Genomic DNA, 15727 nt, shown 5'->3' with positions numbered 1-15727 from the left:
ATCGAAGCGATGAAGATGGAAACGGCCTTGCATGCGGAGAAGGACGGCACGATTGCCGAAGTTCTGGTGCGCGCCGGCGACCAGATCGATGCCAAGGACTTGCTGATCGTCTTTGGAGGCTGAGGGAGCAGTTCGAACAAACAGAAGTGGCGAGCCTTTGCCCGACCGTTTTTTTTTGAGGGCGCGAGGAAGATTCCTTCGGCCTCGGACTTGGTTCGCGACGTTCTTTTCTAGCCGACCCATCTCGCTAAGGGCATGGATCGATCTTCATACGATCAAATCCGACCCATGAAGTGTCGCTTGTTCATGCGGGCATTGACAAGGCTGTTGGCAGCACTTTCGGCTGGACAACTCGATATCGGCTGACCTGACCAATATCGTCGATAACGATCGACAATCTGGACTGCGCCCCTGAGGGTGGAGATATCGGCTTGGTGAATTGACCTGTGGCCCTCGGCATCGTGGATGGACGCCGACGGTTGTGGCATTTGTGACGAGTGCCTGGCGCCATGACGCAGTCGGCGTCCGAGCTGTCGTCTGCGTTTCTGGTTAAGTTCGAGAAGGCGCTTGCGGAGCTTCCCGAGGGCTACGTGCACGGAATTTTCCAGGGCCGCCGATGGAGTGCAACCGTCAGGCGCTCGGCCGATTGGAGGCGAGTGTGGCGGTATGGCGAAGAGCTGGGCGGAGCGGATGTCGTCAGTTTCAACCTCTATGTGCTCTCTGACGCGCGCACCATCCTGAGGCCCTGCGAAATGTCATCGTCGAAGGTTGTCGATTTCGTGCTTGGCTTTGAACGCACCTGAACTGGTGACCTGCTCATCGGCTCCGCGACCTCTCATGACCCGGATGTAGTGATTTCCGACAGGCGTGTCGTTGTAATCGCACCAGTCCTAGAATTGTACCATGCTGCCTCTCCTCAATTCGCGACATGCCGGTTTCAGCGGCTCGGCGCAAGGGTCTCATCGTTCGCCTCTCTGGCGGCGGTGCTTCTCCAACGACAGCTCGGCCGATTGTCCATCGCTGGAAACTCGCGGCTATCAGGACCTAGCTGCTGAGCTATTGCGCATATATTTGTGATCGCTCTAACTCAAGCTGAATACTTTTAAATGCTCAATACGGATATCTTTGCTCATTTTTATATGCTATTTTGTTCGAATCCGCGAGGCCCTCGGCATGACTACGCGCCAGCTCGCCATGCGCATGGGTGCCGCTCCGTCCCGCATACCGGCGATCGAGAAGGCTGAAGTTTCGGGAGCGACAACGATCAGGACGCTACGGGAAGCGGCCGCGGCAATGAATTGCACCTTTGTCTACGCTTTCGTGCCGATCAAGCCGCTTGACGATATCCTTCGCGAGCGCGCGGCCGAAAAGGTCGGTGAGGAGATGACGCGACTCGATCATACGATGCGTCTGGAAAACCAGGCGTTGATCAAGTCGGACCTGGAGGACGAACGTCGCCGGCTTATCGACGCTTTGCTTGCAGACGCTGGGCGACGCCTGTGGGAAGAGGATTGACTCTATGGAGGAGGACCCTCTTTTCCAGGACGACGATGAAGCAAATACGCCGCTAACCGTTGAGGAACGGGAGCAGCTCATTCCCTCCTACATCACCTTGCGGCACGAATTGAACGAGGCCGAGCAAGTTAACATCGGCGAAGGCTTGCGATGGGCGACGTCGCGAAAAAGGGACCTGCTCGACCAGGAATTCCTCAGTGAGTTGCACCGCCGCATGTTTGGGGACGTTTGGCATTGGGCTGGCCAGTACCGGACAACACCTAGAAACATCGGCGTCGATGCCTATCGCATTGCAATGGATGTCAGGCAGGTGGCTGACGACGTGCGCTATTGGGTCGAACACGAGACCTTTCCACCCGACGAGATCGCTGTCCGGTTCAGCCACAGGCTGGTGGCAATCCATCCCTTCCCAAACGGAAACGGCCGATTTTCTCGCCTGGCGGGCGATCTGCTCGGGCGCCAGCTTGGACGACCGCCATTTAGCTGGGGCCGGGCAAATCTGGTCGATGCGGGCAAGACCCGAGCCCGTTATGTTGCTGCACTTCGGGCGGCCGATAACCACGATATCGGACCCTTGCTGGAGTTCGCGCGCTCATGAGTGTTTCGAAAATGGTAGGTGAGCTTCTCAAACTGGAAGCGAGAAAGGACTGACATGAAGACATTCACGCAGTCGCAGTTGCAGTTGCAGGCCATTGCGGATGCGGAGCGCTCCATCCCCCGAGTGAGGGATGGCGACGAAATCATGCATATCAAAAGCGGCCCGCAGCTGGGCTGCGGACCGATCTTCGGACAAGTCCTCAGAGCACGCGAACGTTGCGCGCGCTCCATTGCAATGAGGGCCGGACAAGCCCTTGTTCAAATCGTTGGCCACGCCCCAACGATCAAGCGGAGTGACTTGCCGGGCCTAGGCTTGCCGGATCCCGGCCGTTGGCCGCCGCGATGCTGATCCTCCGAAACGAGGCTCTTAACCGGTCAAGCCACGCGCGAACTGGCTCTGGCCGCGAGGCTGCCGGCGCCTGGTGCGTTCTTTTTTGCTGGCCTCTCGAGGACAGCATTCCGGCGATGTCACGGCCGATGATATCTCGGACCTACAAGGAACAAAAGTTGGCGACGCCGGTCTGTCCCGTCATTCATGACGGATCATACGGGCCTGTGATTTCCGGGTCGTCGTAATATCGAAGCTTCTTGGCCCAGGCCGGCCGCTGCCCCTGTCTCAGCAGGATCATCCTGCCTTCCGGTACGCGCATGATCTCATCCGCGTTGATGAGGTCACTAGGCGAGATGTGTTCGGACGACGAGTTCTTGCCTTCGCTCCATGGCCGGGTGATGTAATTGACATCCGTCTTGCCGACCCTGCGCGCGATCAGCTCGGCCGTCTCGATATCGTTGACGCCGAAAACCTGTAGCACGCCAGGTGGCTGACCGTATTCATCTGGTCCAAAATCTCAGGGCGGCGATCAAGGAGAACTTCGGAAGCTCGCGTCAGGTGCTTTGCGACTGCGCATTTTTTCGATCACTTCGCTTCTCGAGAAAATCGAACTTCTAGGCTTCGAAGTAACTGCTAAAAAGCAGCCTCATAGATCGCCAGCGCGTTAGCTTCGGTAACATCTCGAGGGTTGTTCACGAGCAAACGGGTCTGCTTCATCGCCTCGCGCGCAAGCATAGGTAAGGCATGTCTTGGAATGCCCACCTCCCGCAGTGTCCGTGGAATGTTCAGCTCTCTGCCAAGCTGATCGAGCGCATCGATGAAGGCAGTCGCCCGCGTTTCGAAGGGCAGTTGCGCCAAATCAGGGAAAGCGTAAGCCGCAATTTCAGCGTACGCATTTGCCGCCCGCGGAAGATTGAAACGAAGCACATGCGTTAGTACCAATGCGTTGGAGAGCCCGTGAGGTACGTGAAAATGCCCGCCGATTGGATAGGCTAGCGCATGCACGGCAGCGACCGGCGAGTTAGCAAAGGCTTGTCCTGCAAGCAGCGAACCGAGAAGCATCGCGCCGCGTGCCACAGTATTATGACCATTGAATACAGCTTCGCGAATGTGGGCACCAAGCAATTGCAGTGCCTGTTTGGACAGGCCGCTGGAGATCGGATTGTTCGTGGGGGAAGCAGACGCATAGGATTCGATGGCATGCACCATAGCGTCGATGCCAGTCGCCGCGGTCACCGTCGGCGGCAGGCCAAGTGTCAGTTCGGCGTCGAGAATCGCAATGTCCGGAAGCAGGAGTGGGGAGACAACTCCCTTCTTTTCAGCTCCGTTGGTCGTTATGATCGCGATCGGCGTAACTTCGGAACCGGTGCCGGCTGTGGTCGGCACAAGAACCAGCGGCATGCGCGGTCCCTTCGCAACGTTTACCCCGAATACCTCGTTGAGCGATTGGCCGGTCTTGGCGACCAGTGACGCCACCTTGGCCACGTCCATCGGCGAGCCCCCTCCGATGGCAATCACGCCGGTTGCCCCCCACGCCGTGATGAAGGCCGCGAGATCCTGGACGTTGCATTCTGGTGGGTCGACAGCGATGTCATCGAAAATAGCGACCTCAATTCCAGCTTTCGCGAACGATGCCAGCGCGGGATCGATGAGGCCAAGGCGGCGCAGCCCCCTGTCAGTCACGAGCACGACACGTGGACCAAGCGTCAGTCCGACAATCTCGGCGATGCGCGCATTGGCGCCCGCCTCAAAAACAATTGATTTGGCGGTATTGAAGACAAAGTTTTTCATGATGGTCATTCCATTCGTGTAGACTTGGTCACTGACCGTCAGCGCGAACACACAAATCCCTTGACGTTTCGTGTCTCGAGCATTGGCACGATCTTCTCCAATGCAATCGTTTGGAAATGCGCGCTGCAGCGGTGAGCGCCGAAGGCAGCTTCATCGACGTATTCTTCGAGAATCGCGAAATGATCGGTGTTCTCCGGCGACCGATAAAACGCGTAGGCGATGTTCCCACTCTCGGCTCGGCTGGCCATCGCCAATTCGTGAAGTCTGGCCTCCACAGCATCGCCACAACCGGGTTTGGAGTGATAGTACGCGATTACCTGATAAAAAGTCTTGGGCATGTCCTACCTTTGGCGACCATGAGGTGGCATCTTCGAACGCTTGAAATTCCAGATCGCCTTGTTACTTGAAGAGACGGCGACCGCACCGCGCGATAGAGCGGTCTCGACGTCGGCCTCGTTACAGACGAAGCCGGATGCTACGATCGGCGGCAGCTTCCGCTTCTCATCCATCCCTAGGTAGTCGAGCATCGGCGAGGGCATCAGCTGCACCAAGTTGGGGGCGCTTTGCGCAATCGCTTTAACACTACGAGGCCAGGTGGAGCGGTCTGTCACAAAGACCTTTTGCATGGTGAGAAGGCCGCATTGCGCAGCCTTCTGGATTGTTGGGACGCGGGTCGAAAGCAAAATCGAAATGCCTATGTCGGCAAGGAATTCGATGGCTCCTTTGTCCTGTGACAGGCCCTCGCAACTGTCGATGTTCAGAACGATCAGCTTGTTGCTTTTCTTAAGCGCACTCAGCACCTCCGCAACATGTCGCAAAGCGATGTTGGCGACGATGCCTACCTCCGCCTTGCTGTCCAGAAAAGCCTGAACATTATCGACACCATATAGCGTTGCCATGACTGGCGCCCGCAAAAGCCGCTCGCCAATCGTCCTGTCCAATGTCATTCCGTTAATTCCCGTCTCTTGGCATGTCGAGCGAAAGTCCGAGCTTGCCGGGGTTGAGCAGATTGTCCGGATCGAGTGCCTGCTTCACGGTCTCCAGTAGCGGAAATGCTGATCCCAATGCGTCCTTCATATAGGGCGCTCGCAGCATCCCAACGCCGTGATGATGGCTCAATGCCGCACCATATTTGATGAGTACAGCGTTGGCAGCATCCCATGCAGCTCGATACCACTCGGCTCGTTTTTCCACATCCACGTCGCCGCGCAGCGAAAAGTAGAGGCAGGCACCATCGACATAGGCATGCGACTGGTGCGCCGAACCAGCAAGTGTGCCCGGGACTGCGTTAATGGCGGCAACAACCTCGTCGTAGATTGCGGGAAGATCTCGCCAGCAGCCGGTCATTTCCAGCGTATCTGCAACAAAGCCTCGGCTGCGCTTGAAGCCCTCGGCGCTCTTGCCGGTGAGATAACGCGTATCGAGCCACTTCTCGAAGATAGTATCGCCATCGAGCTTGTCACCGAGTTCGGCGCACACTTTTTCGCTGATCGCCATCACGGCATCGACCATTTCCTTCGCGCCTTCATCGGCAATCAGCAGCACGTTGCTTTCCGGCAAACCGAACTGCACACCGCTTTCCAGCTCGTCATAAAGACGCAACGCTGCCGGATTGGCGCCGCCCTGCATGATACGGCGGCAGGCTTCCAGACCGATGGCAAAGCTCTTGAAGCCAAATGCGATGGCGCGGGCATAGTCCGGCAGGCGATGCAGTTTCAGGCGCGCCCTTACGATGATGCCGAGCGTGCCTTCCGAACCGATGAAGAGCTGCTGCAGATCCGGCCCGACGGCCGCGCGGGCATAGTTTCCGACGGTCACCAGCGAACCGTCGGCCAGCACGACTTCCATGCCGTAGACCATGTCTTCAATCTTGCCGTAGCGAGTGGAAAGCTGGCCCGCGCCGCGGCAGGCGATCCAGCCTCCGACAGTGCTGATACCGAACGAGGACGGCCAATGTCCCATGGTCATGCCGTAGTCGCGCTGGATGGTTTCCTCAAAAATATCGCCGAACATGCCAGCTTCAACTTCAACGATCTGGCTATCGGGATCGAAGCTTACAAGGCGATTGAGTGCGCAGACATCGAGCACGATGCCGCCGCGCAGAGGCAGGGCCGCGCCCGTGACGTTGGAGCGCCCGGCAGAAACCGTGACAGGCACCTTGGCTTCATGCGCAAGGTGCATGACAGCCTGCACCTGCTCAACCGTCGAAACACGGACGAACACGCCATCAACCGTCGCGGGCTTTCCACTCGTTTCCGCGATCATCGTACGGGCCCACCAGTCCCGAGTGTTCACGACGAGATCATCCCGCTCGGTCATAACCTCGTCTGCAATCTCGCGCAGTTTCTTCACGAGAGCAGCTTCGACTGAAACGGCATTCTGAGCCAGATCGGCCTTGGTGCCAATTTCGGTGATGTTACCGGCATAGTGCGGTTGGGTCGGGGCACCGACGACATAATTTCCGCGATTGTAACCGCGCTTGATGGCTTCCTTGCTGATCATGTTCAGTTCGCTCCTGTGAGAATGGACTTTTCTTTTTCGGTCGCGGCAATATAGGCGGCGACCTGTTGGTCGATTTCGGCCTGGGGAAGACCAAGTTCCTCCCCCAGCAAGGCGCCCACCTTCGCGGCCGCGCGGGCCGAGGCATCGCGCGCCATCAGACGGGCACGCATACGGCGCGAAAGCACGTCGTCGATTGTCCGGGCAAGCTCGTGCCGCGCGGCGTAGACGACTTCGCCGCCGGTATAGGGCAAGCCATTCACAACCGGCTTGGCCAGTTCCGGGCGCGCCGCGATCAGATCGCTCACAAAGCGCGCTTCCGTGCCGTAACGCTCGCCCAGATGCGCCTCCATACCGCCAGACGCCACGATTGCTTGCGCGTCATAGCCGGCAGCGCCCAACAGAAATGCCTTCTTCGTGGTACAGCGGCGGCGGTCGCCGAGAACTCTCGCGGCGGCGTCCACCGTCTGTTCGGCCATATGGCGAGAGGTCGTCAGCTTGCCGCCCACGATCGTGACGAGGCCGTCAGGCGCAACATGCACGGAATGGTCGCGTTTGACGTCCATGGTGCTGCCACCTGATGAAGCGGCCACCAGCGGGCGGCACCCGGCAATGCTGCCGACGACATCTTCCGGCGTCAGGTCAATATTGAGCGCGCTGCAGGCGCCTTCGATCAGGAAATCGAGTTCGCGACGCGTGCAATGCACGTCGTCAAGATCTCCCTGGTAATCCTCGTCGGTCGTTCCGAGATAGGAGACATTGCCCCAGCGCGTGATTGTCGCACGGCGGCTGCGACCCGGCACCGGCACCGTTACAGTGCAGTCATTGCGAATCTTCAACCAAGGGATCGCCACGTGAACGCCTTTGGCTGGGCGCACATGCAACGGCTTTTCGCCGTCCTTGCCAAGCCCCATCCAGTCTCGTAGCCACACCCCCGTCGCCATGATGACGGTCTTGGCGTGCACCCTAATTTCCTTGCCCTCAACGGTGTGAACGATTGCACCGTCGACCCGCCCCGAACTGCGGGTAATCTCGGCGACCTTCGAGTGGTTGAGAACCGTAGCTCCATGGAAGCCGGCAGAGCGGGCAAGCGCCAGCGTCAAGCGTGCATCATCAACGCGGGCATCGAAGTACATGAGCCCACCGCGCAGATATTCGTCCTTGAAAGTCGGGCAATGCGCCAGCACTTCGGCGGCGGTCAGCTTCTGGTGCAGAATGCCTTCGCGCCAGCCTCCAGCCAGGTCATATGTCCAGAGTAACCCTTCAAACGCCTTGGCGAAGCGCGCATCGAACACGCCATCCCGTTCAAGAATAGGGAACAGAAAAGGCAAGCGCTGAACCAGATGGCCTGCATTACGCCTGAGGCGCTGGCGTTCAAGCAGAGAATGGCGCACGAGCCCAAGATTACCCTGTTCGATATAGCGCAAGCCGCCATGCACCATCTTGGATGATTTTGACGATGTACCTGATGCAAAATCATCTTTCTCGATCAGCGCGACACGAAAGCCGCGCAGACTTGCATCGAAGGCACAGTAGGCACCGGTCACGCCGCCGCCTACGATCAGAATATCGTAGGTTTCAGCGGCAAGACGGTCTTCCTGTTCCGACCGGTTCAACCTTAGTGGTTCGGTGCGGATCATCCGGGCGCGTTCCTTGTCCGCGCGCCGGGAGCGCAGATTCAGCATTTCAACTCCTGTTGGAGCGCATTCCGAAAAGTGTGATCGTTCCTCGGAAAAATGCGCGTTAAAAAAACTAGCGGTAGTGACCGGATTGAACGCGTGCGACTTCCTCATCCGTAAGGGAATGCCATCGGGCTCGACGGTCCTGTCTTTCCGCTTCGCTGGCCTTGGGGATGAAAAGATTGCCTTCGGGTAGCGTGGCGCGAGCCTCCGCAAGGTCGCTCCAGAGCAATCCCTCGCTGCCAGCCAGAAACGCGGTGCCACGTAGGCTGGCACGATCCTGATCCGCCATGCGCCGCACCGGAACCCCGCTCAGATCAGCCTGTAGCTGCAGCAGCGCATCACTCGAGGAAAGCCCTCCGCCAGCCACTACTTCCCGAACCGGAACGCCTGCTACCTCCGAGCTCGCCTCAGCACAGGAAACAACCGAATGTGCAATGCCCTCCAGAATGGCATGCGCGAGATGCGCCCGGCTGTGGGCCAAAGAAAGCCCGGTCAGCGATGCTCTGCCATCCGGCACGATGTTCGGCTGGCGCAATCCCGTCAGCGTCGGCATAAAGAAGAGACCATCGGAAGACGAAACCGTCGAAGCCAGTTCGCTAACCTCTTTGGCATTCTCGAACCAGCGCATTTCATTGCAAAGCCAGTTGAGCGCCGATCCGGTCGTGGCGGCATAGGTCTCGACCGCGAAATGCGAGAGATTGTCGCTCCGCCAGGCCGTCATGGTGAACGTCGCCTCATAGAGGCCGGGATTTTTGGGCGTCTGCTTTCCGATCACAAGATCGACGAAACTGCCCGTACCGTGCACGCACATGGCCAGACCGGCATCGTGGCAGCCAAGACCGACAAGTCCGCCCAACTGGTCGCCGCACGACGCCTTGATCGGCACGCGAATACCCAGGACTTCCTTTCTCGTGTAGCCGAAATCATCGGCGTCCTGCTTCAGTTCAGGCAACAGTTCCACCGGAAAGCCCTGCGCCTCTATCCAGTCGGTGAAATAGCGATGCTCACCGAGGACATAGGCGCCGGCGGATGTGGCGTTGGTCGGTGTTGTGACGGCTTTCCGTTCTTCAGACAGGTTCCAAAGCAGCCAGCTGTCGACAGTGCCGAAGGCAAGCCTTCTTGCCTTCCATGCCTCACGCACGGCGGGCGTCTTTTGCATATGGCGCGCAGCCCATAGATAGATCGCTCGTCCACCAACCGGGCGCCCTGCGAGCGCCACGAGTTTCGCATCCCAGACAGCTCCAAGCGGCTTCAGCTCGTCGGCATAGCGGGAATCCTGCCAGACCATGGCTGGAACCAGCGCCCGGCCGGACTCGGTATCCCACAAAACACCGGTTGCGCGTTGCGTGGCGATTGCTATTGCTGCAATTTCTAGGCCCGTATCTCGAGCCGCGGCAATCGTTTTGCCGCAGACGTCGATGGTCTTTTGCAAAAGAACATCAGCGTCCTGCTCCACTACGTTGTGACGCGGCGAAGATACGGCAAGCGTAGTGTAGTTGACGGCGGAGACCGAACCGTCGGCCGCGACAAGCGCGGCCCGGGTTCCGGACGTTCCTTCGTCAATGGCCAGAATGACCTGTCTGCGTCCGTTCACATTCCCCTCCCTTGTTACTTGTCGCCTTCGAACTGTGGTGCATCCGGTTCGGCGTCCGGGCTGACCGTGGTGCGGGTCGGATCCCATTGAATGACCGAGCAGATGATGCAGGCAATCAGCGGAACCACCGAAAGGATCAGGAAGGTCGTGCCGAGACCATAGGTCTCACGGAAGATCGGGAAGACCAGCAAGCCGAGGGCCGCCCCCATGGCGCCAAGCGCACCGATAACGCCGTTGGCACCTGCGCGCAGCTCGCTGCGGAACGACAGCGACGACAGGCTCTTGCCATTTGCGCCTGGACCACCGGAGTGGAAAAGGATGAACAGCGAAGGCACGATGATCGCGAGCCAGATCGGCATAGTGTCGTGGAACAGGCCCATGATGACCAGCATGACGAAAACCGCACCAAAGCCGATGGCCGAAGCCTTGCGAAGGCCGAGTACGCGGCCGATGACCGGCGAAGAGAAGCCGCCGATGATGCCGAATACGTTGAACACCAGCGTACCCGTCATGGCATAGAGGAAATCCTTGCCGAAGAGCGCTGCACTGATGAGCGGCAAGTACCAGCCCACGGCAAAATACTGAATCGACTGTCCGATCTGGACGGTCGCGGCAAGAATGGTGCGCGGCAGATAGATGCCACGGAAAATCAGGGCGACATTGGCAATGCCGCGACGGGCCTGATTCAGAACCGGCAAACGGTCTTCGGGCACGGCAGCAATGAAATCACGACGATAGATGCGGGTCATCGCGCGGGCAGCCTCTTCCAGCCGCTCCTTGCGGGCAAGCCAGATCGGGCTTTCAACCATGAACACCAGTTGCAGCATCATGATCGCAAAAGCAAAGACGCCGGTTGCAGCGACGGAATAGCGCCAGATCGAGTCGCCCACGTCCCAGCTGTAAAACAGCATGGCGAGAAGCACATTTGTGCACACGGCGGTGTACCAGATGCCCTGCCAGGTATTGAGGCGACTGCGCAGGCGCGCCGGCGTGAATTCGGCAAGCACAGCCATGGCGATAGCAAAATCGATACCGTAGGCGGCGCCAACAAAGAACCGTCCCAGAAGGATGACTTCATAGGAGTGGGCCGTCATCACCAGTACCGCCCCAATGAGCGCGATCAATTTTGCGAGGATCAGCGGGCGCATGCGGCCCCAGCGGTCGGCCATCCAGCCACCGATCGGATTGAACGCAATCGACACCCACGAGGCGAAGGACGTCATCAGAGCGACCTGCGCCGCATCCAATCCTAGATCGCGTGTCATTGGTCCAAGGCCGGCACTCAGGGCAGAATTGGCAAAGGCATCAAGGAACAGGCCACCGAGGGCGAGCCACCAGATAACACCGGCGCGGCCTCGAATACCGTCATTCGCATCAATGTGGGAAATAATATCTGGAACGCCCCTAAGGGCTATCTTGCTTCCGTGCATTACGGCGTCCTCCCAACGTCGCTATGACATCTGCAAGAGGACACTTTGCCAGGAACCAGACACAGTAAGACCATCTTGCAGATAGTCTTACATCTTTAGTCTGCAAGCGGAATAGAACGCGTCTCGATTGCTTTGTCAAGCGACTACAGATTCAGCCAAACAAATTCATGCGTCGACGGATGCTTTCGCCAGTGTGAACGATATGGCGACGATGTTGCCGCAACAAAATCGCGTAATGTATCAAGGGGAACGCCCTTGTTCGCGCAGAATTAGCTGGGCCGACCTCGACTTATCGCGCGAAGCGCGAATTCGCGAAAGCGAGCGGACCGAGTGGCGAGGTGCCCGGATGGAGCAAAGCAAATTGCGTAAAATCGCATATCCGACCACGGGTCTCCGCATTGGCTGCAGGATTTCGCGATAAGAGCGTTTCCAATCGCGGTCTCGATAAAGGTTCGTCCAATCGAGTGGGGGCCAGAACAAGAACTGTTCCTGCAGGTCTCGCAAAATCGTGCTTAGCAAGTACCGGCTGGGTTCACGGCCAGCTCTGACGACAGACACGCCATCCTTGCGCGTTAGCTAAAGCCGCATGGTCGCATCAAATAGGCTAGTTGGTCTGCAGCAATGCCGGGGTGTATCAATGGCTTAAGAAACGGACTCGACAGGAGTGTCTCGGTATTGATCGCGTGGTGAGGGACGAAGCCGACGGGCGGAATTTCTCCTCTGTACAACATTGCCAACAACGTTGCGGCATACCCCGTGGCAACCGACGTCAATGCGTTCAATCTGCCTGACACCGGAATTGGCGAAAACCGGTGGCAAACAGTGCGTTCGATCGGCCGTTGCCGCTGATATCCACTTGCCGTCACGACCAGCAAGAGCACGTCGTCTTTGACGATCGGCAAACCGTTGTAAAGGAGTGATCTTAACGCGTCGCGACGATTGCGCAGGCCCAGATCATCGAGAAGGAAACGCATGTAATCGAGATGTCCCGGGTATCGGATCGTCTTGAACGTGACGTTCTTCGGACCCGGATCACCGAAGATCGATAGATCGGCAAGACCACCTGATGTCACGAATTCTTCGTAGCGCACTCCATCGATGCTCAGATGCCCGTAGTTCTCGAGCGGCGATAGCATGACTGCCTTGCCGTCGCGAACGGCCGCACTTGGTTGCGTATATTCATCGATGAGGCCATCGACGTTCCATATTTGCCCATAGCCTATGCGGTTTGTGGAAACCTTTGGTATGGCTCCGACCCGAATTGTCAGATCGGTGACTGGCGCAAAGGCCTCAAGAAGGCCGTAGGCGACATTTCCGATAATGCCTGGCGAGACCCCGCACCCCGTGAAGACGGCTCGGTGTTCGGCCAGAGGAGCCAGAATGGATAGCGTCTCCGGCGTCGCGCAAACGAAATCGAGATAGTGCGTGTCCGAACGAGCCGCAGCCGTTGCGATCTGCGGCACAATGCTTTGCGGGACGGCGGCGACAGCCACATCCTGGTCCGAGAGGATTTTCTGCAGCTCTTCGTCATGCGTGTAGGTGCGCAGCTCCGCCGCGATGTTCAGGTCTTCCAACCTATCCAGGGCCTCTTCGGAACGGTCGAGGACCTGTATCGAAAATTCCTCAGGTCCGGCCAAGATCGACGCCAGGGCCGACCCGATATTGCCGGCGCCGACGATGGTCACTTTCATTTTGGGCATGGCACCTTATCCCTTGAACCGCGACACGAACGCTTGCAGCCGTGGATTCTGCGGATTGAGAATGACTTCATCGGACGTGCCGGTCTCGGCAATAACTCCCTGATCGAGAAAGAGAACCCGGTCGGAAACATCAGCCGCGAAGGCCATTTCGTGCGTCACGATCGCCATGGTCATACCCTTGTCGGCAAGATTGCGTATGACCGCGAGAACTTCGCCGACCAATTCCGGGTCGAGCGCACTCGTCACCTCGTCGAGCAGAAGAACTTCCGGCTCCATGGCAAGGGCACGGGCGATGGCAACACGCTGTTTTTGGCCGCCCGAAAGATGGTTGGGATAGGCGGCATGCTTGTCGGCAAGGCCGACCTGGCCGAGAAGGTCCATCGCCAGCTCTCGGGCCTCCCGCGGCGGGCGTTTGCACACGATAATCGGCCCCTCGGTCACATTCTGCAGGACGGTCTTGTGGGGAAACAAGTTGAAGTGCTGGAAAACCATGCCGACATGCCGGCGCAGCTTGCCGATGCCGATCTTTGTGCCCCGGTCGTTGAAACGGTCGCCGACTTGTTGCTGGCGGAAGCGGATCTCGCCGGCAGTCGGCGTCTCCATCATGTTGAGGCACCGGATGAAGGTTGACTTGCCCGACCCGGAAGGGCCGATCAATGCCACGACTTCCCCGCGTGCAAGACTGAGGTCCAGCCCCTTGAGGACCTCAAGAGCTCCGTAGTTTTTTCTGAGGCCGCGGGCCTCGAGGATAGGGTCAGATGTTTGGGAGTTCGCTATCATGTTCGGGCTCTCTTCCTTTAGTCGCTGACCCTGAGGCGTTTTTCGATCCAGTCCGCTGCCTGCGTCAAAGGCAGGAGCATGGCGATGTAGAGTGCGGCCATCACGGTGTAGGATTCGAGCGGACGATAGGTCTGGCCGTTCACGACCGCGGCCATATAGGCGAGATCGGCGACGGAGATGACCGAGACCAGCGAGGTGTTCTTGAACTGAATGACTGACTGGTTGATGAAGGAGGGCAGAACGCGTTTCAGCGCCTGTGGCAGGATGATCCGGCTCATAGACTGCATCGGGCTCATGCCGATCGCGGCGGCTGCCTCTCGCTGCCCCTTGTCGATCGAAACGATGCCGCCGCGGAAGATTTCCGCATAGAACGCACCGACATAGAGCGAGAGCGTCAGCATGGCCGCGACACGATTGTCAACGGAGCCCCCGATCAGCAGCGGGAACGCATAGTAGAACCAGAGCAACTGAACCAAAAGCGGCGTGCACCGGAAGATTTCCTGGTAGGCACGGGCCGTGAGGTTCAGGAGTTTCCAGCCAGACAGCCGTGCCGCGCAGGTTATGAAACCGATGATGACGCCGAAAAAGATCGAACTGAAAGTGTAGACAACGGTGATCCAGAGCCCCCAGAGGAAAAGATCGTAATACTGCCAGACGGAATGAAAGTCCCAGTTATAGCTCATCTCGTTCTCCTGTCTGGCCGCCGCGGATGCGTTGAGTTGCCGCGGTCCAAGTCAGGACACCGGCTATCAAGTGGGCTCGCAAACATAGTGTTCCCCTGGTCTGTGGTGTCGGTTCCTGAGATCGGCAGGGACCGACACGCGATACTCGTCTGTCCATTTCGTAGGGACAATGCAAAGCTGATGGTGAGCCTTACCGCATTTCTTGGAAGGCGGTAGCTGCGGACCCGAAGCGATTGAGAATGCCGGAAAGCTTGTTCCGGTTTGCATCTGAAATGGGAACCATCGGCAATCGCATTTCCGGACCTGCGAGATTGGCGAGCGCAAGAGCAGCTTTGACAGGGCCCGGGTTGGATTCAATGAACATGCCGTCCGTCAGCTCTGCGATCAGTTCGTGAAGCGCCAGCGCCTTGACGGTTTCGCCCGCATGCCAGGCATCGACCATCGCCACCATCTCGCGGGGTGCGATGTTGGCAACGACACTTGTCACCCCCACGGCGCCGAGCGAAAGGAAGGGCAACGTCATGCCGTCGTCACCGGAATGAATGACAAGCCGGTCGCCGCAGGCTGTACGCAGCTGGGTTACCCGAGCCGCCGTGCCGCCGGCCTCCTTGATGGCGACGACATTCTCGTGCCTTTCGACAAGCGTTGCGCAGGTTTCGGGCGCGATTTCCACGCCGCAGCGGCCGGGCACCGAATATAGCATCATCGGCAGTGAGGTTGCTGACGCGGCAGCACCATAATGCGCGATCAGTCCAGCCTGACTCGGCTTGTTGTAGTATGGCGTCACGATCAACACGGCATCTGCGCCTGCGGCCTCTGCACGCTTGATCTTGTCGACCGTCTTGGTCGTGTCGTTGGCGCCGGCGCCGGCCATCACCATGACCTGGCCGGCCGCGATCCGAACAGTGCGAGCGATGACGTCGACGGCTTCGTCATCCGAAAGGGTCGCTGCTTCTCCTGTTGTTCCAACGGGAACGAGGCCGGATACGCCGGCAGCAATCTGTCGTTCAACAAGCGCGTCATACGATGCGTAGTCGACGCCACCGTCCCTAAAGGGGGTAACCAGGGCGGTAAATACGCCTTTGAAGCGATCTGAAAGTGCTGTCATTTCGGTTTCCTCTCTCA

The 15727-nt window shown here is 58.5% G+C and carries 15 protein-coding genes; 3 read left to right on the top strand and 12 right to left on the bottom strand.

Annotated features, from left to right (window positions below; translation table 11 throughout):
- Nucleotides 1–509 precede the first annotated feature (509 nt).
- From ASD03_RS10715 to ASD03_RS10705, 3 genes are all read left to right on the top strand, one after another.
- Complete coding sequence (locus ASD03_RS10715) at nucleotides 510–803, top strand: hypothetical protein (protein ID WP_200951689.1); 294 nt, start codon at nucleotides 510–512, stop codon at nucleotides 801–803.
- A gap of 370 nt (nucleotides 804–1173) precedes the next feature.
- Nucleotides 1174–1515: a mobile mystery protein A gene (locus ASD03_RS10710; RefSeq protein ID WP_063978367.1), complete on the top strand. Its 342-nt coding sequence runs from the start codon at nucleotides 1174–1176 to the stop codon at nucleotides 1513–1515.
- A gap of 4 nt (nucleotides 1516–1519) precedes the next feature.
- Complete coding sequence (locus tag ASD03_RS10705; protein WP_025429755.1) at nucleotides 1520–2113, top strand: mobile mystery protein B; 594 nt, start codon at nucleotides 1520–1522, stop codon at nucleotides 2111–2113.
- Between the two features lie 532 nt (nucleotides 2114–2645).
- On the opposite strand, the gene ASD03_RS10695 is transcribed toward ASD03_RS10705, so the two are convergent.
- The 12 genes from ASD03_RS10695 to dapA all read right to left on the bottom strand — a co-directional run bounded on the left by ASD03_RS10695 (nucleotide 2646) and on the right by dapA (nucleotide 15710).
- Complete coding sequence (locus ASD03_RS10695; RefSeq protein WP_025429757.1) at nucleotides 2646–2924, bottom strand: type IV secretory system conjugative DNA transfer family protein; 279 nt, start codon at nucleotides 2922–2924, stop codon at nucleotides 2646–2648.
- A 152-nt stretch (nucleotides 2925–3076) separates the two neighbouring features.
- Nucleotides 3077–4234: an iron-containing alcohol dehydrogenase gene (locus tag ASD03_RS10690; protein WP_057213354.1), complete on the bottom strand. Its 1158-nt coding sequence runs from the start codon at nucleotides 4232–4234 to the stop codon at nucleotides 3077–3079.
- A gap of 38 nt (nucleotides 4235–4272) precedes the next feature.
- Nucleotides 4273–4572, bottom strand: a complete 300-nt coding sequence (locus tag ASD03_RS10685) for a putative quinol monooxygenase (RefSeq protein ID WP_057213325.1) — start codon at nucleotides 4570–4572, stop codon at nucleotides 4273–4275.
- 3 nt (nucleotides 4573–4575) lie between these two features.
- Nucleotides 4576–5181, bottom strand: a complete 606-nt coding sequence (locus ASD03_RS10680; protein ID WP_198956874.1) for a glycerol-3-phosphate responsive antiterminator — start codon at nucleotides 5179–5181, stop codon at nucleotides 4576–4578.
- Between the two features lie 4 nt (nucleotides 5182–5185).
- Entirely contained in the window at nucleotides 5186–6736 is a 1551-nt protein-coding gene (locus ASD03_RS10675) for an FAD-binding oxidoreductase (protein WP_025429761.1), read from the bottom strand.
- Between the two features lie 2 nt (nucleotides 6737–6738).
- Entirely contained in the window at nucleotides 6739–8418 is a 1680-nt protein-coding gene (locus tag ASD03_RS10670) for a glycerol-3-phosphate dehydrogenase/oxidase (protein WP_057213323.1), read from the bottom strand.
- A 67-nt stretch (nucleotides 8419–8485) separates the two neighbouring features.
- Complete coding sequence (locus tag ASD03_RS10665; RefSeq protein ID WP_025429763.1) at nucleotides 8486–10009, bottom strand: FGGY family carbohydrate kinase; 1524 nt, start codon at nucleotides 10007–10009, stop codon at nucleotides 8486–8488.
- 14 nt (nucleotides 10010–10023) lie between these two features.
- Nucleotides 10024–11439 (bottom strand): MFS transporter, encoded by a 1416-nt coding sequence (locus ASD03_RS10660; RefSeq protein WP_057213321.1) that lies wholly within the window; start codon nucleotides 11437–11439, stop codon nucleotides 10024–10026.
- 572 nt (nucleotides 11440–12011) lie between these two features.
- On the bottom strand, nucleotides 12012–13130 hold the full coding sequence (locus ASD03_RS10655; RefSeq protein WP_234907856.1) for a saccharopine dehydrogenase C-terminal domain-containing protein: 1119 nt from the start codon (nucleotides 13128–13130) through the stop codon (nucleotides 12012–12014).
- A gap of 15 nt (nucleotides 13131–13145) precedes the next feature.
- A complete protein-coding gene (locus ASD03_RS10650) occupies nucleotides 13146–13919 on the bottom strand; it encodes an amino acid ABC transporter ATP-binding protein (RefSeq protein WP_081788989.1) in 774 nt (257 codons plus the stop codon).
- A gap of 17 nt (nucleotides 13920–13936) precedes the next feature.
- The gene (locus ASD03_RS10645) at nucleotides 13937–14602 is read right to left on the bottom strand and encodes an amino acid ABC transporter permease (RefSeq protein ID WP_025429808.1); all 666 of its coding nucleotides are present in this window, start codon (nucleotides 14600–14602) and stop codon (nucleotides 13937–13939) included.
- A 190-nt stretch (nucleotides 14603–14792) separates the two neighbouring features.
- A complete protein-coding gene (gene dapA / locus ASD03_RS10640; protein WP_057213319.1) occupies nucleotides 14793–15710 on the bottom strand; it encodes a 4-hydroxy-tetrahydrodipicolinate synthase in 918 nt (305 codons plus the stop codon).
- Between the last annotated feature and the right edge of the window lie 17 nt (nucleotides 15711–15727).

The organism is Ensifer sp. Root127 (genome assembly GCF_001425225.1).
In the GTDB taxonomy this organism is placed as follows: Bacteria; Pseudomonadota; Alphaproteobacteria; order Rhizobiales; family Rhizobiaceae; genus Ensifer; species Ensifer canadensis.
This window is presented reverse-complemented; position numbering and strand designations above follow the sequence as displayed.

What these genes read in the sequence shown, in the direction of transcription:
- ASD03_RS10715 (WP_200951689.1), top strand. Translation starts at nt 510, where the DNA reads ATGACGCAGTCGGCGTCCGAGCTGTCGTCTGCGTTTCTGGTTAAGTTC.
- ASD03_RS10705 (WP_025429755.1), top strand. Translation starts at nt 1,520, where the DNA reads ATGGAGGAGGACCCTCTTTTCCAGGACGACGATGAAGCAAATACGCCG.
- ASD03_RS10690 (WP_057213354.1), bottom strand. Translation starts at nt 4,234, where the DNA reads ATGAAAAACTTTGTCTTCAATACCGCCAAATCAATTGTTTTTGAGGCG.
- ASD03_RS10670 (WP_057213323.1), bottom strand. Translation starts at nt 8,418, where the DNA reads ATGCTGAATCTGCGCTCCCGGCGCGCGGACAAGGAACGCGCCCGGATG.
- dapA (WP_057213319.1), bottom strand. Translation starts at nt 15,710, where the DNA reads ATGACAGCACTTTCAGATCGCTTCAAAGGCGTATTTACCGCCCTGGTT.
- ASD03_RS10650 (WP_081788989.1), bottom strand. Translation starts at nt 13,919, where the DNA reads ATGATAGCGAACTCCCAAACATCTGACCCTATCCTCGAGGCCCGCGGC.
- ASD03_RS10685 (WP_057213325.1), bottom strand. Translation starts at nt 4,572, where the DNA reads ATGCCCAAGACTTTTTATCAGGTAATCGCGTACTATCACTCCAAACCC.
- ASD03_RS10675 (WP_025429761.1), bottom strand. Translation starts at nt 6,736, where the DNA reads ATGATCAGCAAGGAAGCCATCAAGCGCGGTTACAATCGCGGAAATTAT.
- ASD03_RS10660 (WP_057213321.1), bottom strand. Translation starts at nt 11,439, where the DNA reads ATGCACGGAAGCAAGATAGCCCTTAGGGGCGTTCCAGATATTATTTCC.
- ASD03_RS10710 (WP_063978367.1), top strand. Translation starts at nt 1,174, where the DNA reads ATGACTACGCGCCAGCTCGCCATGCGCATGGGTGCCGCTCCGTCCCGC.
- ASD03_RS10645 (WP_025429808.1), bottom strand. Translation starts at nt 14,602, where the DNA reads ATGAGCTATAACTGGGACTTTCATTCCGTCTGGCAGTATTACGATCTT.
- ASD03_RS10655 (WP_234907856.1), bottom strand. Translation starts at nt 13,130, where the DNA reads ATGAAAGTGACCATCGTCGGCGCCGGCAATATCGGGTCGGCCCTGGCG.
- ASD03_RS10680 (WP_198956874.1), bottom strand. Translation starts at nt 5,181, where the DNA reads ATGACATTGGACAGGACGATTGGCGAGCGGCTTTTGCGGGCGCCAGTC.